17 protein-coding genes and 1 riboswitch are annotated in these 21,288 nt (G+C 54.3%); of the genes, 9 read left to right on the top strand and 8 right to left on the bottom strand.

Translation table 11 applies throughout. The features are described 5' to 3' along the window. Positions 1–3 precede the first annotated feature (3 nt). The 6 genes from ftsL to ilvI all read right to left on the bottom strand — a co-directional run bounded on the left by ftsL (position 4) and on the right by ilvI (position 5,690). On the bottom strand, positions 4–324 hold the full coding sequence (gene ftsL, locus EHV07_RS03695) for a cell division protein FtsL (RefSeq protein ID WP_147195194.1): 321 nt from the start codon (positions 322–324) through the stop codon (positions 4–6). Further along, on the bottom strand, positions 321–1,262 hold the full coding sequence (gene rsmH, locus EHV07_RS03690; RefSeq protein WP_147195191.1) for a 16S rRNA (cytosine(1402)-N(4))-methyltransferase RsmH: 942 nt from the start codon (positions 1,260–1,262) through the stop codon (positions 321–323). Before rsmH ends, ftsL begins: the two co-directional genes overlap by 4 nt. A 2-nt stretch (positions 1,263–1,264) precedes the next feature. After that, positions 1,265–1,723: a division/cell wall cluster transcriptional repressor MraZ gene (gene mraZ, locus EHV07_RS03685; RefSeq protein WP_147195188.1), complete on the bottom strand. Its 459-nt coding sequence runs from the start codon at positions 1,721–1,723 to the stop codon at positions 1,265–1,267. 537 nt (positions 1,724–2,260) lie between these two features. Beyond that, entirely contained in the window at positions 2,261–3,271 is a 1,011-nt protein-coding gene (cra, locus tag EHV07_RS03680) for a catabolite repressor/activator (protein WP_147195184.1), read from the bottom strand. A gap of 200 nt (positions 3,272–3,471) precedes the next feature. After that, complete coding sequence (gene ilvN / locus EHV07_RS03675; RefSeq protein WP_147195182.1) at positions 3,472–3,963, bottom strand: acetolactate synthase small subunit; 492 nt, start codon at positions 3,961–3,963, stop codon at positions 3,472–3,474. 2 nt (positions 3,964–3,965) lie between these two features. Further along, complete coding sequence (ilvI, locus tag EHV07_RS03670; RefSeq protein WP_147195180.1) at positions 3,966–5,690, bottom strand: acetolactate synthase 3 large subunit; 1,725 nt, start codon at positions 5,688–5,690, stop codon at positions 3,966–3,968. Between the two features lie 914 nt (positions 5,691–6,604). Here ilvI and leuA point away from each other — a divergent pair. The 4 genes from leuA to leuD are packed head-to-tail and all read left to right on the top strand — an operon-like array spanning position 6,605 to position 11,279. Next, the gene (gene leuA, locus EHV07_RS03665; protein ID WP_147195179.1) at positions 6,605–8,173 is read left to right on the top strand and encodes a 2-isopropylmalate synthase; all 1,569 of its coding nucleotides are present in this window, start codon (positions 6,605–6,607) and stop codon (positions 8,171–8,173) included. A gap of 2 nt (positions 8,174–8,175) precedes the next feature. Beyond that, positions 8,176–9,264, top strand: coding sequence for a 3-isopropylmalate dehydrogenase (leuB, locus tag EHV07_RS03660; RefSeq protein ID WP_147195177.1), 1,089 nt, complete (start codon positions 8,176–8,178; stop codon positions 9,262–9,264). A 2-nt stretch (positions 9,265–9,266) separates the two neighbouring features. Continuing rightward, positions 9,267–10,664 (top strand): 3-isopropylmalate dehydratase large subunit, encoded by a 1,398-nt coding sequence (gene leuC, locus EHV07_RS03655; protein WP_147195175.1) that lies wholly within the window; start codon positions 9,267–9,269, stop codon positions 10,662–10,664. A gap of 9 nt (positions 10,665–10,673) precedes the next feature. Beyond that, positions 10,674–11,279 (top strand): 3-isopropylmalate dehydratase small subunit, encoded by a 606-nt coding sequence (gene leuD, locus EHV07_RS03650; protein ID WP_147195173.1) that lies wholly within the window; start codon positions 10,674–10,676, stop codon positions 11,277–11,279. Positions 11,280–11,354: 75 nt separating this feature from the next. On the opposite strand, the gene EHV07_RS03645 is transcribed toward leuD, so the two are convergent. Then, the gene (locus tag EHV07_RS03645) at positions 11,355–12,533 is read right to left on the bottom strand and encodes a sugar efflux transporter (protein WP_147195171.1); all 1,179 of its coding nucleotides are present in this window, start codon (positions 12,531–12,533) and stop codon (positions 11,355–11,357) included. A gap of 247 nt (positions 12,534–12,780) precedes the next feature. On the opposite strand from EHV07_RS03645, the gene sgrR reads away from it, so the two are divergent. The 4 genes from sgrR (at position 12,781) to thiQ (ending at position 17,883) form a co-directional block, all read left to right on the top strand. Then, the gene (gene sgrR / locus EHV07_RS03640; protein ID WP_147195169.1) at positions 12,781–14,442 is read left to right on the top strand and encodes an HTH-type transcriptional regulator SgrR; all 1,662 of its coding nucleotides are present in this window, start codon (positions 12,781–12,783) and stop codon (positions 14,440–14,442) included. A gap of 36 nt (positions 14,443–14,478) precedes the next feature. Further along, positions 14,479–14,586: riboswitch (TPP riboswitch) on the top strand. A gap of 39 nt (positions 14,587–14,625) precedes the next feature. Then, positions 14,626–15,612, top strand: a complete 987-nt coding sequence (gene thiB / locus EHV07_RS03635) for a thiamine ABC transporter substrate binding subunit (RefSeq protein WP_147195167.1) — start codon at positions 14,626–14,628, stop codon at positions 15,610–15,612. Beyond that, entirely contained in the window at positions 15,588–17,198 is a 1,611-nt protein-coding gene (gene thiP / locus EHV07_RS03630; protein ID WP_147195165.1) for a thiamine/thiamine pyrophosphate ABC transporter permease ThiP, read from the top strand. The genes thiB and thiP overlap by 25 nt, the downstream gene beginning before the upstream one ends. Beyond that, on the top strand, positions 17,182–17,883 hold the full coding sequence (gene thiQ, locus EHV07_RS03625; RefSeq protein ID WP_147195163.1) for a thiamine ABC transporter ATP-binding protein ThiQ: 702 nt from the start codon (positions 17,182–17,184) through the stop codon (positions 17,881–17,883). Before thiP ends, thiQ begins: the two co-directional genes overlap by 17 nt. Positions 17,884–17,904: 21 nt before the next feature. Here thiQ and EHV07_RS03620 read toward each other — a convergent pair whose 3' ends face one another. Then, a complete protein-coding gene (locus tag EHV07_RS03620) occupies positions 17,905–18,669 on the bottom strand; it encodes a DedA family protein (protein WP_147195161.1) in 765 nt (254 codons plus the stop codon). A 174-nt stretch (positions 18,670–18,843) separates the two neighbouring features. Between EHV07_RS03620 and polB the strand changes: the two genes are divergently transcribed. After that, entirely contained in the window at positions 18,844–21,204 is a 2,361-nt protein-coding gene (polB, locus tag EHV07_RS03615; RefSeq protein ID WP_147195159.1) for a DNA polymerase II, read from the top strand. Positions 21,205–21,288: the final 84 nt, after the last annotated feature.

The following is a 21,288-nucleotide window of genomic DNA, read 5'->3' as shown; positions in this document are numbered from 1 at the left end:
CTCTTATGGCTGTACCACGATATTTTCCTGCGCAGGATCGACATGCTGCATTTGCAGTTTTTCCGTTGCCGTCCGCTCTACCCGGCTGTGATCGCCGAGGGCATTTTCTTCCAGGATCAGGTTGCGCCATTCAATGTCCAGCGCATCCCGCTCCAGCACTAACTGCTCGCGCTGTGCCGTGAGCAGGCGCGTCTTATGCGCTGTGGTCACAACTAACACCGCAGAAATCAGCACGGCGACAGCCAGGATTATCGGCAACTTGCCGTGGCGTAAAATATCGCCTGCAATAACGGCCGGTAAACTGTGTCGCTCGTTGCCAATCAAGATGCGGTCCTCTCGGCAATACGTAATACAGAGCTACGCGCCCGTGGATTCTCTGCCACTTCCGCTTCACCCGGCATCATTTTACCCAGCGCTTTCAGCTGACGGCCGCCAAGCTTGCTCAGCTGCGCTTCCGTCATTGGGATCCCCGCGGGCACCTGTGGGCCACGGCTTTGTTCACGCATAAAACGTTTCACGATGCGATCTTCCAAAGAGTGAAAGCAGATCACGGACAGACGGCCCGTGGGTGCCAGCGCAGAGAGGGCGCCTTTCAGCGCTTTTTCAATCTCGTCCAGCTCGCTATTGACCCAAATACGGATCGCCTGGAAGCTGCGCGTCGCGGGATGTTTAAACTTGTCTTTGACTGGCGTCGCGACATAGATCACCTCGGCCAGCTCTTTGGTACGCGTCATCGGCTGCTCGCGGTTGCGCTCAACGATGGCGCGCGCAATACGTTTAGCAAAGCGCTCTTCACCAAAGGTTTTCAGCACAAAAGCAATATCGCTTTCTTCTGCCTGCAAGAGCCATTCAGCGGCCGACAGGCCTTTAGTGGGATCCATGCGCATATCCAGCGGTCCGTCGCGCATAAATGAAAAACCGCGCTCGGCATCATCCAGCTGCGGTGACGAAACGCCAAGATCCAGCAAAATACCATCGATACGTCCCGTCAGTCCGCGTTCTTCGGCATACTCAGCCAGCGCGGAAAAAGGGCCGTGAATAATGGTAAAGCGCGGATCGGTGATAGCGGCGGCGGCGGCGATAGCTTGTGGATCACGGTCAATAGCATACAAGCGCCCCTGTTCTCCCAGCTGTGAGAGGATCAGTCGTGAATGCCCGCCGCGTCCAAAGGTGCCATCGATATAGATGCCGTCAGATTTGATATTGAGACCGTTAACGGCCTCGTCCAACAGCACCGTGGTATGTTTGTAATTTTCCTGCATAGCTATAACGACAAGTCCTGCAAACGCTCAGAGAGTGGTTCCTGAGTCGACTGCTCCGCGTCAATATCTTCCCTGACTTGTTGATACCAGGTCTGTTCATCCCACAGCTCAAATTTATTAAACTGCCCAACCAGCATCACTTGTTTGGCCAGGTTCGCATGCTGACGAAGCGTATTCGCAATCAGCAGACGCCCTGCATTATCCATCTGGCATTCACTGGCATGTCCGAGCAACAGACGCTGTACGCGGCGTTCCTGCGGATTCATGCTGGATAAACGAGCCAGTTTGCGTTCAATGATTTCCCATTCGGGCAAGGTATAAAGCAGCAGGCATGGCTGGTGGAGGTCAATGGTACAAACCATTTGCCCCGCGGATTCCCCGATCAGCGTTTCGCGATAGCGCGTTGGCACGGCAAGCCGCCCCTTGCTGTCGAGATTGACTAACGTTGCTCCCCGGAACATGCCAGTCTCACCCTCCAGTCACCACTTTTCACCACATTTTCCCACCGGAGGAGTTTACGGAGCGGAGGAAATCATTGTCAAGCTGCTGCTGGGCTGCGGAGGAGGTTTTCTTTTCGCGTTAAATAGCTGAAAAGTTGAAAAAGAACGGGCTTTAGGTGAAATTTGAAAAATAAACTGATGAATAATGAAAGGAATTTCCGCTGCAAATTTAAATTGTTCAAAAATATACCAATTCAAAGCGGCAAATTCGGTCTGATCAACTTTGCGACGCGGGTTGCATTTTAAGGTATTTCTTAAAATTTTCCTACCCTGTCCGCGCTACGTCTGGCCTGGTAAGAAACGGGGAGGGTCAACCGCTTAATATTGGTGGGGGTTCAAGAAAGTGAAAAGGGGTTAACGGGTTTGTCTTTACTTTTATTTACGCTCTCACCGCCTGAAAATCATTCAGGCTATAACCATTCAAGAGAACAGGCGGATATTAAAACCAGCATTAAAAAATCAGACAGGGGAATGCCGCCTGATTTTTTAACGGGCCCTTTACCCTATTTTGCGGCTTAAACGGCCACGTCGGTAAAGATTGCGTCGAATACGGGTTAAGCCAGGCTTAGGTTTGCGAGGCTCATCCAGGCTGGCCAGCACCAGTTCCAATACCCGCTCAGCCACGTCACGATGGCGCTGCCCTACGGCAAGCACAGGACAATCGAGAAAATCCAACAGCTCGTGGTCGCCAAAGGTGGCGATGGCCAGATCCTTTGGTAAACGCCCTTCGCGCTTTAGGGTGGCGTCTATCACCCCCTGCAACAAACCAAAGGATGTGGTAAAAAGCGCATCCGGCATTTCATTGTTTTCCAGCCAGTTTTCAAACAATGCCGCCGCGGCAGTACGCTCAAAACTGTTGGCATAGATGAAATCTATTTTCCGCTCGTCGCCTTTCCATGCCTCACGAAAGCCCATTTCTCGTAAAAAGCTGACCGAGAGTTCGGGTAAGGCACCCATAAAGAGAATGGATTCAGCAGACTGTTTACGTAACTCCGCGGCCAGCATTTCTGAATCATCCTGATCCGCCCCAACGACGCTGGTAAAGTGCTCACGATCGAGCGCCCGGTCAAGCGCGATAATCGGCAAGGGATCGTTGATCCAGCGCTGATAGAAAGGGTGTTCCGGCGGCAGAGAGGTCGAGACAATAATCGCATCGACCTTGCGTTGCAGCAGGTGCTCCACGCAGCGCATTTCGTTATCAGGCTGATCTTCCGAGCAGGCGATCAGCAACTGATAGCCACGCTGACGCGCCTGCCGCTCAAGATAATTAGCAATACGCGTATAGCTGGTATTCTCCAAATCAGGAATAACCAGTCCGATGGAGCGGGTCCGCCCGGCGCGCAGCCCCGCAGCAACCGCATTCGGATGGTAATTATGCTCGCGTACCACCGCCATCACTTTCTCGACGGTTTTTTCGCTGACACGATACTGCCTGGCTTTACCATTAATCACGTAGCTGGCCGTCGTGCGCGATACACCAGCAAGGCGCGCAATTTCATCCAGTTTCACAATAACCCCACGCTTAAGGCACCCGATCGGCGCAGATAATAGCCACGTCGCGGCTAAGGTTAAGATAATCTACTACATCTAACAGCAGAATAGTTTAGCCCGCAACCGCTTTTAATCGTACACGGGAGCTTTCTGGCAAAAATAAAAAAACCCGACATTACGCCGGGTTAGAAGCAAAGCGGAATAATCACGCGGAGAAATCAGCGCATAATACGTTCGCCACGCGCCACGCCAACAATGCCTGAACGTGCAACCTCTACGATTTCAGCGACCTCACGCACGGTGCTCAGAAACGCATCCAGCTTATCGCTACTGCCGGCAAGCTGAACCGTATAAAGCGAAGGTGTCACATCGACGATTTGCCCGCGGAAGATCTCAGCGCTACGTTTAACCTCTTCACGGCCGTATCCCGTCGCCTGGATTTTAACCAGCATGATTTCCCTTTCAACAAAAGCACCCTGGCCCAGTTCGGTAACGCGCAGGACGTCTACCAGCTTGTGGAGCTGCTTTTCGATCTGCTCCAGCACTTTTTCATCGCCGACAGTCTGGATAGTCATGCGGGACAACGTTGGGTCATCAGTTGGCGCAACGGTCAGGCTTTCAATGTTGTAACCGCGCTGTGAGAAAAGCCCCACCACGCGCGATAGAGCGCCGGATTCATTTTCCAGTAATACCGATAACACACGACGCATAATTAAGTCCTCTCCGTTTTGCTCAACCACATCTCGTCCATCCCGCCGCCGCGAATCTGCATTGGGTATACATGCTCGGTACTGTCTACGTTGACATCGACAAACACCAGACGGCCCTTACTCAATTCTTCCAGCGCCTCGGTGAGCTTTGATTCAAGCTCATGAGGATGATTGATGCCGATACCGACGTGGCCATAGGCTTCAGCCAGCTTCAGGAAATCGGGCAAGGACTCCATATAGGATTGCGAATGGCGACCGGAGTAGATCATGTCCTGCCACTGTTTTACCATGCCGAGATAGCGGTTATTCAGGCTTAATACCAACACCGGCAAACCATATTGCAGGGCGGTAGAAAGTTCCTGAATATTCATCTGGATACTTCCGTCACCGGTCACGCAGACCACCGTTTCTTGCGGCAACGCCAGCTTCACACCCAGCGCCGCAGGCAGACCAAAGCCCATCGTGCCCAGACCACCGGAATTGATCCAGCGTCGTGGCTTGTCGAAAGGATAATAGAGCGCGGCGAACATCTGGTGCTGACCCACATCAGATGTCACATAGGCGTCACCGTTCGTCAGGCGCCAAATCGTTTCAATCACCGCCTGCGGTTTAATTTTTTCACTGTGGCGATCGAACTCGAGGCATTGACGGCCTCGCCACTGTTCAATGCTCTGCCACCAGTCACGCAGGCTGTCGAAATCCTGCGGGTTTTCACCCTGCGTCAACAGCTCCAGCATCTGTCTCAGAACATATTTTGCATCGCCGACGATCGGAACATCTGCCGACACGGTTTTGGAGATCGACGCAGGATCGATATCAATATGCAAGATGGTAGCGTCAGGACAATACCTGGCCAGATTGTTGGTTGTTCGGTCATCAAACCGCACGCCGACGGCAAAAATCACATCCGCGTTGTGCATGGTCATGTTAGCTTCATACGTGCCATGCATACCGAGCATACCCACGCTCTGACGATGCGTACCTGGGAAAGCCCCCAGTCCCATCAGCGAACAGGTAACAGGTACGTTGAGCTTTTCCGCGATCTCGCGCAGTTCATCATCACAAGCCGCATTAATGACGCCGCCACCCGCGTAAATCACCGGTTTTTTGGCAGCTAATAAGGTTTGCAGCGCACGCTTGATTTGACCTTTGTGGCCTTGAGTCGTCGGATTGTAAGAACGCATACTGACCGATTCCGGCCATATATACGGCAGCTTGTTAGCCGGATTCATCATGTCTTTCGGTAAATCGATCACAACCGGCCCCGGGCGACCGCTGGCGGCCAGCCAGAAGGCTTTTTTCATTACCGTTGGGATCTCTTCCACCTGCCGAACCATAAAGCTGTGTTTCACAATGGGACGGGAAATGCCGACCATATCGCATTCCTGAAAAGCATCGTAGCCAATCAGTGACGAAGGCACCTGCCCGGAGAGCACCACCATAGGAATGGAATCCATATAGGCAGTCGCGATACCGGTAATCGCATTCGTCGCGCCTGGACCTGAAGTGACCAGTACGACGCCTGTTTCACCGGTAGCGCGGGCATAACCATCTGCCATATGGACGGCGCCCTGCTCATGGCGCACCAGCACGTGATCGATACCGCCAACGGTTTGTAAAGCGTCATAAATGTCCAGAACAGCCCCGCCGGGGTAGCCAAACACATGTTTTACGCCCTGATCGATTAACGATCGGACCACCATCTCGGCTCCTGACAACATCTCCATTTTCGCCTCCAGGCTTTAAGGTGCTGATTTATCTAAGCGCGCGGCAAAAAAATATCGCCACGGAACGGTCTGCGCTCATATAAGTTCAAAACCCGTTTTTATTTACATCTGGAAAATATTTCCAGCATTCAGGTACAGGGCATAGCCCATATTATTTTTGCTTTGAGTTAATGGATTACCATAACCGCAGAAAACGTGGCAGGCAAACGGCCTGATGAACGGCTGAGAAAGTACAGGTAAGCCAAGCCACTGCACATTTAGCCGAGTTATCGACAATTACACTGACTGATTGCCTTGAGAAAAGCGGTTTATACTGCCGGAAGATTCATTTTCAGTGTGATCGTTTCATTATTAAAATCAGAACAGGCTTTATTAAAGCGTACCTGTTCAAACATCCGGGCTATTTTAGTTTTATCTGCTAATAGCGAATATTTATCTGAAACAATAAACTAAACGCACCGGTATTATCAGTGAGAGGAAACCATAAGGAAAACCTTTTAAAAACCATTATAAACAGCAAGTTGCATAAGAATTACCTGTGAAAAAAAACGACATTTCCCCACGCCCGCTTTTTTCAGTGCAATCATCCTTCCTTTTTCTTCTGTCAGGCCGTTCAGCCTCAGAATATTTTCCCCTAAACAAAATTGATTTGCCGTTTATAACCTTGTTATCCGGGTTGACATCGCCCCCTTTTTTCAAGTATCAATAAAGGAACAGCAAATTTATGAGGTCTGATTCAATGATTCGTACTCTCCTCCTACCAGGTCTACTACTAAACGCATTTTACTGCGCGGTAGACTTGTGGGCGGAATGAATCACTGATTCAGGCTTACAAACTAAAGAACCCGCGCAAATGCGCGGGTTTTTTTATGCTCGCAGCAAATGGCGACGCAAACACGACAAGGAATTACTTCATGAGCCAACAAGTTATTATTTTCGATACCACTCTGCGTGATGGCGAACAGGCATTACAGGCCAGCCTGAGTGTGAAAGAGAAACTGCAAATCGCGCTGGCGCTGGAGCGGATGGGCGTTGACGTGATGGAAGTCGGTTTCCCTATCTCCTCACCTGGTGATTTTGAGTCGGTACAGACCATCGCCCGCCAGATAAAAAACAGTCGTGTTTGCGCCCTGGCCCGCTGCGTTGATAAAGATATTGATGCCGCTTACGAAGCGCTGCGTGTGGCAGAAGCCTACCGAATCCATACCTTCCTGGCGACGTCACCGATGCATATCGCCACCAAGCTGCGCAGCACGCTGCCGGACGTGATTGAGCGCGCCGTGACCATGGTGAAACGCGCTCGTAACTACACCGACGACGTTGAGTTCTCTTGTGAGGATGGTGGACGTACGCCAATCGACGATCTGTGCCGTGTTGTTGAAGCCGCTATTAACGCGGGTGCGACCACCATTAACATTCCTGACACCGTCGGCTACACCCTGCCAAATGAATACAGCAACATCTTTACCCAGTTGCGCAATCGCGTCCCAAATATTGATAAAGCGATTTTGTCCGTCCATACCCATGATGATTTAGGCATGGCTGTCGGCAACGCGATTGCTGCGGTCCAGGCGGGTGCTCGCCAGGTTGAAGGCACCATCAACGGTCTGGGCGAACGCGCCGGTAACTGCGCGCTGGAAGAGGTGATCATGGCGATCAAAACCCGTAGCCAGATCATGAACGTGCAGACCAACATCAATCATCACGAAATTTACCGCACCAGCCAGCTGATCAGCCAGATTTGTAATATGCCGATCCCGGCCAACAAAGCCGTGGTCGGTACCGGCGCTTTTGCTCACTCTTCTGGTATTCATCAGGACGGCGTGCTGAAAAACCGCGAAAACTACGAAATCATGACCCCGGAATCTATCGGCCTGAATCAGGTGCAGCTGAACCTGACCTCACGCTCGGGCCGTGCCGCCGTGAAGCATCGTATGGACGAGATGGGCTACAAAGAAAATGACTACAACCTGGACAGCCTGTACGACGCCTTCCTGAAGCTGGCTGATAAGAAGGGCCAGGTGTTTGACTACGATCTGGAAGCCCTGGCGTTTATCAACAAGCAGAACGAAGAACCTGAGCATTTTCGTCTGGACTACTTCAGCGTGCAGTCGGGTTCCAGCGTAATGGCAACCGCGTCGGTGAAACTGGGCTGCGGTGAAGAAGTGAAGTCCGAAGCGGCGACGGGCAATGGTCCGGTCGATGCCGTTTACCAGGCGATTAACCGTATTACTGACTTCGATGCAGAACTGGTGAAATATCAGCTGACGGCCAAAGGTCACGGTAAAGATGCGCTGGGACAGGTAGATATCGTGGTGAATTACAACGGCCGTAAGTTCCATGGCGTAGGTCTGGCGACGGATATCGTTGAATCCTCAGCCAAAGCGATGATCAATGCGCTGAACAACATCTGGCGCGCACGTCAGGTCGAGCAGGAACTGCAACGAAAATCTCAGGCTAACGATCAAAAGGAAGCGGTATAATTATGTCAAGGACCTATCATATTGCGGTTTTGCCCGGCGACGGTATTGGCCCGGAAGTGATGGCTCAGGCCAGCAAAGTACTGGAGGCGGTGCGTCAACGTTTTGCCATGCGCATCACCACCAGCGAATATGACGTCGGCGGTATTGCCATTGACCGCCACGGCGAGCCGCTGCCTCAGGCGACCATTGCCGGTTGCGAACAGGCCGATGCCATTCTGTTCGGTTCCGTAGGCGGCCCGAAATGGGAACATTTGCCCCCTGCTGAGCAGCCTGAGCGCGGCGCGCTGCTGCCGCTGCGTAAACATTTCCGCCTGTTCAGCAACCTGCGTCCGGCCAGCCTGCATCAGGAGCTGACCGCGTTCTGCCCGCTGCGTAGCGATATCGCCGCCAAAGGGTTTGATATTTTGGTCGTCCGCGAGCTGACTGGCGGTATCTATTTCGGCCAGCCAAAAGGCCGCGAAGGCAGCGGCCAGCATGAACGCGCCTTCGACACCGAAATTTATCACCGCTTTGAAATCGAACGCATTGCCCGTATTGCCTTTGAATCCGCACGCAAACGTCGCAAAAAAGTGACCTCCATCGATAAAGCCAACGTGCTGCAATCTTCTATTCTGTGGCGGCAAATCGTAACCGAAGTGGCGCAGGATTATCCGGACGTCGAGCTGCATCATATGTATATCGACAACGCCACTATGCAGCTGATCAAAGAGCCTTCCCAGTTTGACGTCATGCTCTGCTCTAACCTGTTCGGCGATATTCTTTCCGACGAGTGCGCGATGATCACCGGTTCGATGGGCATGCTGCCCTCGGCCAGCCTGAACGAGCAGGGTTTTGGCCTGTTTGAACCTGCGGGTGGCTCCGCACCCGATATCGCCGGTAAAAATATTGCTAACCCCATTGCCCAAATCCTGTCGCTGGCGCTGCTGTTGCGCTACAGCCTCGATGCGGCCGATGCGGCCGATGCCATCGAGCAGGCCATCAGCCGCGCGCTGGCAGAAAATTACCGTACCGGCGATTTAGCCGGCAACGGTAAAGCGACCAGCACCGAGGAAATGGGTTCGATTATTGCCCGGTTTATCCGCGAAGCCTGATTATGAAAACATTATACGAGAAGCTGTTTGACGCGCATGTCGTTTATGAAGCGCCCCGTGAAACGCCGCTGTTGTACATCGACAGGCATCTTGTCCATGAAGTGACGTCAGCGCAGGCCTTTGATGGTCTGCGTGCGCATGGCCGCCCGGTGCGCCAGCCGTCAAAAACCTTTGCGACAATGGATCATAACGTCTCCACCCAGACGCGAGACATCAACGCCAGCGGCGAAATGGCACGCATCCAGATGTCAATGCTCATCAAAAACTGTGAAGAGTTTGGCGTACGGCTGTATGACCTCAAGCATCCTTTTCAGGGCATCGTGCATGTGATTGGCCCCGAGCAGGGCATGTCTCTGCCAGGCATGACCATTGTCTGCGGCGACTCGCATACTTCCACGCATGGCGCTTTTGGCGCGCTGGCGTTTGGTATCGGCACCTCGGAAGTTGAACACGTGCTGGCAACGCAGACGCTGAAGCAGTCTCGTGCAAAAACCATGAAGATTGAGGTGATCGGTCAGACCGCGCTGGGGATTACCGCTAAAGATATTGCGCTGGCAATTATTGGTAAAACCGGTAGCGGCGGCGGTAACGGTCACGTGGTGGAGTTTTGCGGTCAGGCAGTTGAAGCCCTGAGTATGGAAGGCCGTATGACGCTGTGCAATATGGCGATTGAACTGGGCGCGAAAGCGGGCCTGGTCGCGCCGGACGACACCACGTTTAATTACGTTAAAGGTCGACAGTTCGCGCCGAAGGAAGCCGCCTGGGACGAGGCGGTTACTTACTGGCGCACGCTGAAATCCGACAGCGGTGCGCGGTACGATAAAGTCGTCACGCTGAAGGCGGAAGAGATTGCACCGCAGGTAACCTGGGGCACCAATCCAGGCCAGGTGATTGCCGTTAACGAACGCATTCCCGATCCGGCCTCATTCAGCGATCCGATTGAACGTGCTTCGGCCGAAAAAGCGTTGGCTTATATGGATTTGAAAGCCGGAACGCGGCTGACCGATGTGAAGATCGACAAAGTCTTTATCGGTTCCTGCACCAACTCGCGTATTGAAGATTTACGCGCGGCGGCTTTGGTGGTGAAAGGCCATAAGATTGCGGCGGGCGTTCAGGCCTATGTCGTACCGGGTTCCGGTCCGGTGAAAGCGCAGGCGGAAGCGGAGGGTTTAGATAAAATCTTTCTTGATGCCGGTTTTGAATGGCGCCTGCCTGGCTGCTCCATGTGCCTGGCGATGAACAACGACCGTCTCAGCCCTGGAGAACGCTGCGCTTCCACCAGCAACCGCAACTTCGAGGGTCGCCAGGGGCGCGGCGGGCGCACGCATCTGTTAAGCCCGGCAATGGCTGCCGCTGCGGCGGTCGCAGGGCATTTTGCCGATATCCGCGAGCTGACTTAAGGGATCGTTATGGCTAAAAAATTCACCCAACACACCGGCATCGTGGTGCCGATGGATGCGGCTAACGTTGATACCGATGCCATCATTCCTAAACAGTTTTTGCAGATGGTGACGCGCACCGGCTTTGGCCGCAATCTGTTCTACGACTGGCGCTATCTTGACGCGGAAGGCCAGATCCCTAACCCGGAATTTGTATTAAATAAACCTGAGTTTCGCGGCGCGAGCATTATGCTTACCCGCGAAAACTTTGGCTGCGGTTCTTCACGTGAACATGCGCCCTGGGCGCTGACCGATTATGGCATTCAGGCGATTATCGGCAGCGATTTCGCAGACATCTTTGCCAATAACTCCTTCAACAATCAGCTGCTGCTGGTGACGCTGAGTGAAGAGGAAGTCGAGGAGCTGTTCCAGCGGGTTGCCGCGGATCCGGGCATCAGCTTCACCGTTGATCTGGAAAACCAGCAGGTCATTGCCGGTGAGAAAGGTTATGCGTTTAGCATCGACAGCTTCCGTCGTCACTGCCTGATTAACGGGCTGGATAATATCGGCCTGACGCTTCAGCACGATGCGGATATCACCGCTTACGAGCAGCAGCAGCCCGTGTTTTTGCGCTAGCGGATTTAAACAACCTCCCCAAAGCGTGCTGCACCAGCGTACAGCACGTTTTTTTACCTCTTAAAATTCAGAAACTCAAACATCCTTCACTTTCACCGACATCGCCAGCGCCGCCAGCGACAGGATCAGCGCGCCCCAGTAAACCGAATAATGGCCGAAGCTTTCGGCTAATGCGCCCTGCAAAACGCCCGCAAGGATTACGCCGGTTGAAATGCTGTTGGTGAATAACGTTGTTGCTGCGCCCGGCCTGCCTGGCATCAAATCCTGAAAATAGAGCATGCCGATCCCGGCGATAATCCCAATAAAAATGGCGTTGAAAATTTGCAGCGCCATCAGGGCCGCCCGTGAATGAAACAGCACCAGCCCCAGATAAAACACCACGCCGGACAGCACCGCAAACAGCATCATTTTACGTTTACCAAAGCGCTTTACATAATGACCCGCCAGCAGCATCGCCGGGATCTCCAACCCTGCCGCCACGCCCATCAGCAGGCCGGCTAGTTTGTCCGGCAATCCCAACACGCTGCTGATATAAAGCGGCATATCAATGATATACATGGTATTGCAGGTCCACATTAGCAGCGAGGCGATAAACAGCAGGCGCACATCCTTGTTTTTCCAGGCGCTTATCTGGGTCACTAATACCTCAGGCGATTGCTCAACCCGTGGAACAGAGGGCAGCGCAAACCAAATCAGTGCAATACAAACCACAAACAGGCCTGCGGCGATAGCAAACATGGTGGTAAAGCCATAATTCAGCGCCAGCGCAAAGGAAAGCGGCGGGCCGACAACCCAGGCAAGCGACAGCTGAGCACGCATTACCGAGCTGAACATCACCACTTCTCGCGCCGAACTGTCGGCATATTCACGTGCCAGGGCGAAAATTTGTGGCATCGAGACGCTGGCGATCGCTGAAAGCAGTACGCCGAAGGTAATCAGCGTCAGGTAATGACGGTTAAAAGCGAATAACAGCGCGTTGCCTACCGCCATCAAACAGCAAAACAGGATCAGCATCCGTCGGTCACCACGGTTATCCGAACGTTTGGCCAGCAGCAGGCTGACCACAATCCCGGCAATAGCGTTAACAGTATAAAACAGCCCAACCCAAAACGGACGCACTTGCACTTCGCGAGTCAGAAACAGGCTTAAGGTAGGTGCCTGAAGCGCACCCGCAACCCCGACCATAAAAGAGACGGCCATAAAAGCGAGATACACAGGATTGATACGACGGCCGGGCGTGAGAAGCGATTTCATAACTGATCCTTCAAGGAAAAATATCGCGACAGCAGGGAATAACGAAGCATAGAAGAAAACATGCAATGAAAAAAGCCAGCAGGCAAAACGCCCGCTGGCTGGTGAAACAGCACCATACTCAGATCGTAAAAAAATGAAATGTCAGAGCGCCATTCAGAGAATGCCTCCCGCTCTTTCATCCGCTTTCATTATTGCCTTAATATAAGGCAAGAAAAACTGACAGCTTTTGGCCAAGAGTTCCTCTTTTATGACATCGAAGCGTTTACATCAGCAGTTTATCCGGCTGTGGCAATGCTGTGAGGGCAAGACACAGGAAACCACGCTCAACGATTTAGCCGTGCAGCTTAGCTGTTCACGCCGCCATATGCGTAATCTGCTGAATGCGATGCAGCAGGAAGGCTGGCTGGCGTGGCAGGCAGAAGCGGGACGCGGTAAGCGCTCAACGCTGAGTTTTCTTTATACCGGACTCGCGTTACAGCAGCAGCGGGCGGAGGACCTGCTGGAACAGGATCGCATCGATCAGCTGGTGCAGCTGGTTGGCGATAAAAATGCCGTCCGCCAGATGCTTATCTCGCATCTGGGCCGCAGTTTCCGCCAGGGACGGCATATCCTTCGCGTTCTTTACTACCGTTCACTGCTCAACCTGCATCCGGCTACGCCGTTGCGCCGCTCAGAAACGCACCTTGCCCGCCAAATCTTCAGCAGCCTGACGCGGATAAATGAGGAAAACGGGGAAATCGAAGCGGATATCGCCCATCACTGGCAGCAGGTTTCGCCCTGCCACTGGCGTTTTTTCTTACGTCCGGCGATCCATTTTCATCACGGTCGTGAGATGGAGATGGTGGACGTTATCGCCTCGCTGGAAAGGCTCAAAGCCCAGCCGCTGTATGCCAATTTCCAGCATATTTCGTCGTCTACCCCATGGACGCTGGATATCCATCTGCATCAACCTGACAGCTGGCTTCCCTGGCTACTGGGCAGCGTCAGCACCGTGATCCTGCCGAAAGAGTGGCCTTCCCTGCCCGACTTCGCTCGCCAGCCAATTGGTACCGGGCCTTATGCGGTGGTGCATAATCAGCAAAGCCAGCTGCGTATTCAGGCCTTTGATGATTACTTTGGCTTCAGAGCGCTCATTGATGAGGTCAATATCTGGGTATTGCCAGAAATCAGTGAGGAGCTGGTCTACTCAGGCGTGAAGCTGGAAGGCGGCAGCGAGGCCGAAAAGTCGGAAGAGAGCCGCCTGGAGGAAGGCTGCTATTTTTTGCTGTTCGATCAGCGTTCAGAGGCAGGACGCAATGAGCATATCAGACGCTGGGTCAGCGCCATTGCTAATCCCATTGCCTTGCTGAACCAGTCCGGCGTTGGCTATCAGCGCTACTGGTTTCCCGCGTGGGGCCTGCTGCCGCGTTGGCATCATCGCAATGACATCACGCCTGTAGAAAAACCGGAAGGCCTGACTTCGCTAACGCTGACTTTCTATAGCGATCATATTGAACATCAGGGCATCGCCAATGCCTTACGGCCGCTGCTGGCTGAGAAAGGCGTTGAACTGATCGCCAGACAGGTCGATTACGAAACCTGGTATCGTGGCGAGGCAGAAAGCGATATCTGGCTGGGCAGCGCCAACTTTACGCTGCCGCTGGAATTTTCGCTGTTTGCCCTGCTGTATGAAATGCCGCTGATGCGCCACTGTCTGACCGTAGACTGGGAAAGCGACGCCCAGCGCTGGCGTGAACAGCAGCTACCGCTGGCCGACTGGAGCAGGAAGCTGATTACCAGCGGCAGCCTCCATCCTCTGTTTCACCACTGGCTGTTGCTGAAAGGCGAACGCAGCATGCGCAATGTGCGGATGAACACGCTCGGCTGGTTCGACTTCAAATCCGCCTGGTTCGCGCCGCCGGAATCGTGATGCTTTCGCAAGCCGCCGGAAATCATTATGATTATGCCGACCTCAACAGGGTGCATAACGGGTTGTTAGTCCGTTTACGCTGAGAAAAACCCATCGAACCTGACCCGGCTAATACCGGCCCAGGGATTTGAGATGACTCGCCTGCTCAGATCATGCGTCACTTCCCTCTACAAGGAACGCAAAGTGTTAAAAAAAGTTCTTCCTCTGATGGTTCTCTGTTCGCTCCCGGCCTTTGCCGCCAAACCCACGCTGACGGTTTATACCTACGACTCTTTCTCTGCCGACTGGGGCCCCGGCCCGGCAATTAAAAAAGCTTTTGAAGCCAGCTGCGGCTGCGAGCTGAAGTATGTTGCGCTGGAAGATGGCGTCTCGCTGCTTAATCGTCTGCGGATGGAAGGCAAAAACAGTAAGGCTGACGTGGTGCTGGGGCTGGATAATAACTTGCTGGATGCGGCCGAAAAAACCGGGCTGTTTGCCGCGAGTCATGTCGATACTCACAAAATCACCGTGCCGGGTGGCTGGAGCAACAGCACCTTTGTGCCTTACGACTATGGCTGGTTCGCCTTTGTCTATGACAAAACCCGGCTGCAAAATCCGCCCAAAAGCCTGAAGGAACTGGTGGAAAGCGATCGCCCACTGAAGGTGATTTATGAGGATCCACGCACCAGCACGCCGGGGCTTGGCCTGCTGCTGTGGATGCAAAAAGTCTTTGGCGATAATGCGCCGGACGCGTGGCAAAAACTGGCGAAGAAAACCGTCACCGTGACCAAAGGCTGGAGCGAGGCTTACGGCCTGTTCCTGAAAGGGGAAGGCGATATGGTGCTGAGCTACACCACCTCTCCGGCTTACCATCTGATTGAAGAGAAGAAAACCCAGTACGCTGCGGCAAACTTCAGCGAAGGTCATTATTTGCAGGTGGAAGTCGCCGGGCAGCTGAAAGGCAGCAAGCAGCCGCAGCTGGCACAGAAATTTATGCAATTTATGCTGGATAAGCCTTTCCAGAGCGCGATACCGCAAGGGAACTGGATGTACCCCGTCGTGCAGAGCAAGCTGCCCGCAGGCTTTGAGACGCTGACCATCCCGACCGTGTCGCTTCAGTATTCGCCACAGGAAGTCGCCAGCCAACGTAGCCAGTGGATCAATGCATGGCAACGCGCCGTCAGCCGCTAACCGCCGGTCCGCTGGTGCCGGGTGCACTGGCGGCCACGCTGCTGGTGGCTGTTGCACTGCTGGCAATAACGGCCCTGTGGCGCAGCGCGCCTGCCGTCGACTGGCACAGCATCTGGCAGGATGACTATCTCTGGCACGTGCTGCGCTTCTCTTTTTGGCAGGCTTTTCTCTCTGCCTCGCTTTCAGTCCTGCCCGCTATTCCTCTGGCGCGGGCTTTATATCGCCGCCGCTTTCCGGGGCGAAAAATGCTGCTACGCCTTTGCGCGATGACGCTGGTGCTGCCGGTGCTGGTAGCGGTGTTCGGCATCCTCAGCGTATATGGCCGCACCGGCTGGCTGGCGCAGCTTTGTTCGCTGCTTGGGCTGAACTACAGCTTCACGCCTTACGGCCTGCAAGGTATTTTACTGGCGCACGTATTTTTTAATCTGCCGCTGGCCGCACGACTGCTGCTTCAGGCCCTTGAGCAAATTCCTGGCGAACAGCGCCAGCTGGCTGCCCAGTTGGGGGTGGCTGGCTGGAACCATTTTCGGATTGTGGAATGGCCGTGGCTGCGCCGCCAGATCCTGCCTGCGGGCGCGCTGATCTTTATGCTGTGCTTTGCCAGCTTCGCAACCGTGCTGTCGTTGGGCGGTGGGCCAAAAGCGACCACCATTGAACTGGCTATTTTTCAGGCGTTAAATTTTGATTATGATCCCGGCCGGGCAGCGCTGCTGGCGCTGATCCAGATGGTTTGTTGTCTGGCGCTGGTGATGGTTAGCCAGCGACTCAGTAAGGCGCTGCCTGCCGGAACGGCCAATATCAGTGGCTGGCGCAACCCGGAGGAGAGTCTGACCGCAAAACTCACTGACGGCCTGCTGCTAACGCTGGCGCTGCTGTTACTACTGCCTCCCCTGGTGGCCGTTATCTCCGAGGGCCTGAACGGCGGAATGGCCAGGGTGCTGCAACAGCCTGCACTCTGGCAGGCAACGTTTACCTCGCTGCGGATTGCACTGGGTGCGGGCATGCTGTGCGTGATCCTGACCTTTATGCTGCTGTGGAGCAGTCGCGAGCTGCGTCTGCGGCAGCGGCCTTTTTCCGGCCAGATGCTGGAGCTGAGCGGTATGCTGATCCTGGCGATGCCGGGCATTGTATTAGCTACCGGTTTTTTCCTGCTGCTTAATGAAACCACCGGGCTACCGCAGTCGGCAGACGGCATCGTCATTTTTACTAATGCGCTGATGGCCATCCCTTACGCAATGAAAGTGCTGGAAAATCCGCTGCGCGACATTGCAGAACGCTACGATCGCCTGTGTACAGCACTGGATATTCGCGGCTGGAACCGGGTGCGTCTGATTGAAATTCGCGCGCTGAAACGACCGCTGGCACAGGCGTTGGCCTTTGCCTGCGTGCTGTCGATTGGCGATTTTGGCGTCGTAGCGCTGTTTGGCAATGATGATTTCCGCACGCTGCCTTATTATCTTTATCAGCAAATTGGCGCCTATCGCAGCGCGGACGGTGCGGTTAGCGCGCTGCTGTTGCTGCTACTCTGTTTTTTGCTGTTTACCCTGATTGAAAAACTGCCGGGACGCCATGCTAACGCTGACTAATCTGACCTATCTTTATCATCATCTGCCAATGCGTTTTGCCTTACAAATGCAGCCTGGCGAGCGGGTCGCGGTGCTTGGGCCAAGCGGCGCAGGGAAAAGTACGCTACTCTCACTGATCGCTGGTTTTCTTCACGCCGACAGCGGTGGCCTGCTGCTGGCAGGTCAAGACCACGTCAAAAGTGCTCCGGCAAAGCGCCCGGTTTCGATGCTGTTTCAGGAAAACAATCTTTTTACCCACCTCACCGTGGCGCAAAATATCGCGCTGGGGCTGCACCCGGGCATGAAGCTTGATGCCGGCCAAAAGCAACAGTTGCAGTCTATTGCCGGGCGCGTGGGGCTGAGTGAATATTTGCAGCGGCTGCCTGCGGAACTCTCTGGCGGCCAGCGCCAGCGTGCCGCCCTCGCCCGCTGTCTGATGCGTCAGCAGCCGCTTTTGCTGCTGGACGAGCCTTTCTCGGCATTAGATCCCGCCCTGCGCAAAGAAATGCTACAGCTGGTCGATGAAGTCTGCCGGGAGCGTAATCTTACCTTGCTGATGGTCTCGCACAGTCTGGAAGATGCGGCACGCATCGCGGATCGCAGCGTGCTGATTGTCGATGGTCGCATTTACTGGGATGGCAGCACACAGGCACTGCTGAACGGTGAGGTCAGTGAGGCGGCGGTGTTAGGGATCGGCCTGCGATAAACGGCCGACCCCGACACATCACTATCCAATAAATACTTGCCACAGCAGATGGCGGAAAATTGGCATCATAGGATGGAACTGAATAGCAATAAAACTGGCGATGGCCGCCAGCATCATTAACGGTGCCAGCCAGCGTAAACGGGACACGGGCAGATAAGGCGTGGCCCAGTCGTTCTGTTTTTTCACCCGCAGCCAGCGCCAGCCGAGCCAGACACCCAGCCAGACCAGCAGCGCAACCGCTAACAGCAACCATTTAAACAGGCCGCTGTTGGCCTCTTTTGGCACGTCGATAGCCACGCCAGCCAGAATACCCGGCAGCAGATAAAGCGGCGGCCAAAAGATGCAGCCAATAATATTCGGCGGAATAAACTTCTTCACTGGCAGTTCGAGCATGCCCGCGACCAGCGGGATCAGCGGACGCGTCGGGCCAACAAAGCGACCGACAATAATGGTAAACATGCTGTGCTGATGCAGCGCATGTTCTGTTTTATCCATCAGCGCCTGATGTTTTTTGATAAACGACCAGCGGTGAAGCGGTCCTTTAAACTGCCAGCCGATAGCGTAGGAGATCCAGTCGCCAAGCAGGCAGCCGACCGTTCCCACGGCCCAGGCCGGGTACAGACCAATCTGGCCGCTGCCGATCAGCGCGCCAAACGACGCCATTAGCACCGTGCCGGGCAGCAGCAGCCCTACCAGCGCCAGCGATTCGAAAAAGGTAATCAGCCCAACAGCCAGCAGCGACCAGGCAAGTGATTGCGTAATAAGATGTTGTAGCCAGGCTTCCATACTTTTCACATTTTCTGTAACAGGATCCCGGATTGTCCTGAGCTGGCTGAATGGCGTCAAGCGCTGATTTGTATGCGAATACTGACGCAAGCGATAACGACATGGATAAGGCGGGAGACACTGTATAAATGAACATGTTATCCTTGTTCATTGTGACAGCAATAAGGGCATCTGGTGAACGACGCACGCGCAGGCTTTCTGCTTACCCGCCACTGGCGGGACACGCCGTCCGGGACGGAGATTGTTCTGTGGCTGGCGACCGATGCCGGCCCGCAGCGGGTGGTATTGCCCGTGCAGGAGTCGGTGGCTTTTCTTCCTCAGCAGCAGCTTGCTCAGGCCGAAGCGCTCCTTACGCATGAGCGCGACTATCGGCTGGTGCCGCTTAATCTGAAAGACTTCCGGCAGCGTCCGGTCACCGCTATTTACTGTAAACAGTATCGCCAGCTGCAAAAACTGGAAAAGCTGCTGCGGGAAAATGGCGTGATGGTGTATGAAGCGGATATCCGCCCGCCGGAACGTTTCCTGATGGAACGGTTTATTACCGCTCCCGTGTGGTTCAGCGGCCAGCCTCGCGGTAACAGCCTGGTCGACGCCCGCCTCAAACCTAATCCGACTTACCGTCCGCCGCTGAAATGGGTCTCGCTGGACATTGAAACCACCCGCCACGGTGAACTCTACTGCATTGGTCTGGAAGGCTGCGGCCAGCGTGACGTGTATATGCTGGGGCCGGAGAATGGCGATGCCAGCAAGCTGGATTTCAATCTGGAATACGTCGCCAGCCGCCCGCAGCTGCTGGAAAAACTCAATGCCTGGTTTTTGAAACATGACCCTGACGTGCTGATTGGCTGGAACGTGGTGCAGTTTGACCTGCGCATGTTGCAAAAGCATGCCGATCGCTACGGTATTCCGCTGCGGCTGGGTCGTAATAATGAGACGCTGGAGTGGCGCGAGCACGGCTTCAAGCCAGGGATCTTTTTTGCTCAGGCGACCGGACGGTTAATTATTGACGGTATTGACGCCCTCAAATCCGCTTTCTGGGATTTTGCCTCATTCAGTCTCGAATCCGTCTCGCGCGAGCTGTTAGGCGAAGGCAAAGCCATTAACAATCCCTGGGACCGAATGCAGGAGATTGACCAGCGCTTTGCCGAAAACAAACCCGCGCTCGCCCATTACAATTTAAAAGACTGCGAGCTGGTAACACGCATTTTTCAGCACACCGATCTGATGCCGTTTCTGCTTGAGCGCGCAACCGTCAACGGTTTACCTGTCGATCGTCACGGCGGCTCGGTTGCCTCTTTCAGCCATCTTTATTTGCCTCGCATGCACCGCGCCGGATTTGTGGCGCCAGGTATTGGCGAAGTGGCGCCGGAAGCCAGCCCCGGCGGCTACGTGATGGATTCCCGGCCCGGACTGTACGATTTGGTGCTGGTGCTGGATTACAAAAGCCTTTATCCCTCGATTATTCGCACCTTTCTGATCGACCCTGTCGGGCTGGTCGAAGGCCTGGCCCACCCTGACGAGGCGGACTCGGTCAACGGCTTTCGCGGCGCGCGTTTTTCCCGGACTACGCATTGCCTGCCGGAAATTGTCAGTCAGATTTCGCAGGGCCGTGAAGCGGCGAAAAAACAGGGCAACAAGCCGCTTTCTCAGGCGCTGAAAATCATTATGAATGCGCTGTACGGCGTGCTGGGCACCAGCGCCTGTCGCTTTTTCGATCCGCGCCTGGCTTCCTCCATTACGATGCGAGGCCATGAGATCATGCGCCAGACCAAAGAACTGGTAGAGGCCGAAGGCTATGACGTGATTTACGGCGACACGGACTCCACCTTTGTCTGGTTGAAAACGCCACATGATGAGGCTTCAGCGGCAGCCATTGGCCAGCAGCTGGTGGAAAAAGTGAATGCCTGGTGGCAAACGCATCTGCGGGAAACGCTAAACCTGACCAGCGCGCTGGAACTGGAGTATGAAACCCATTTCTGCCGCTTTTTAATGCCCACCATTCGCGGCGCGGAACAGGGCAGCAAAAAACGCTATGCCGGACTGATCCGCGAAGGCGAACAGGAACGCATGGTGTTTAAAGGGCTGGAAACGGTACGAACCGACTGGACGCCGCTGGCCAAAAAATTTCAGCAGGAACTCTACCTCAGAATTTTTAAACAGCAGCCTTATCAGGATTATATTCGCGAAACCGTTCGCCAGCTGCTGGATGGCGAGCTGGACGAACAGCTAACCTACAGTAAAAGGCTGCGACGTCCGCTGGATGAATATCAGCGCAACGTACCGCCTCACGTGCGGGCTGCGCGGATTGCCGATGAGCAAAATCAGAAGCTGGGACGGCCTCTGCAATATCAGAAAGGCGGAAAAATTCGCTATGTGATGGCAACGTCCGGCCCGGAACCGCTGGAGGTTCGCATCACGCCACTGGACTACGAACATTACCTCTCACGCCAGCTACAGCCAGTCGCTGAGGGGATTCTTCCTTTTGTGCAGGATGACTTTGCTACACTGGTAACTGGTCAGTTGGGGCTTTTTTGACAGGTGACGAACGCGCCACCTTCCAGTACCATAGCGCCCTTCCTGACTATCTGAATTGTATTTTGCCGGGCACAGAGTGCCGGG

The sequence above is a fragment of the Pantoea sp. CCBC3-3-1 genome (assembly GCF_007981265.1).
In the GTDB taxonomy this organism is placed as follows: domain Bacteria; phylum Pseudomonadota; class Gammaproteobacteria; order Enterobacterales; family Enterobacteriaceae; genus Erwinia.
Note: the sequence above shows the minus strand (reverse complement) of the source record. Positions and strands in the feature narration are given on the sequence as shown.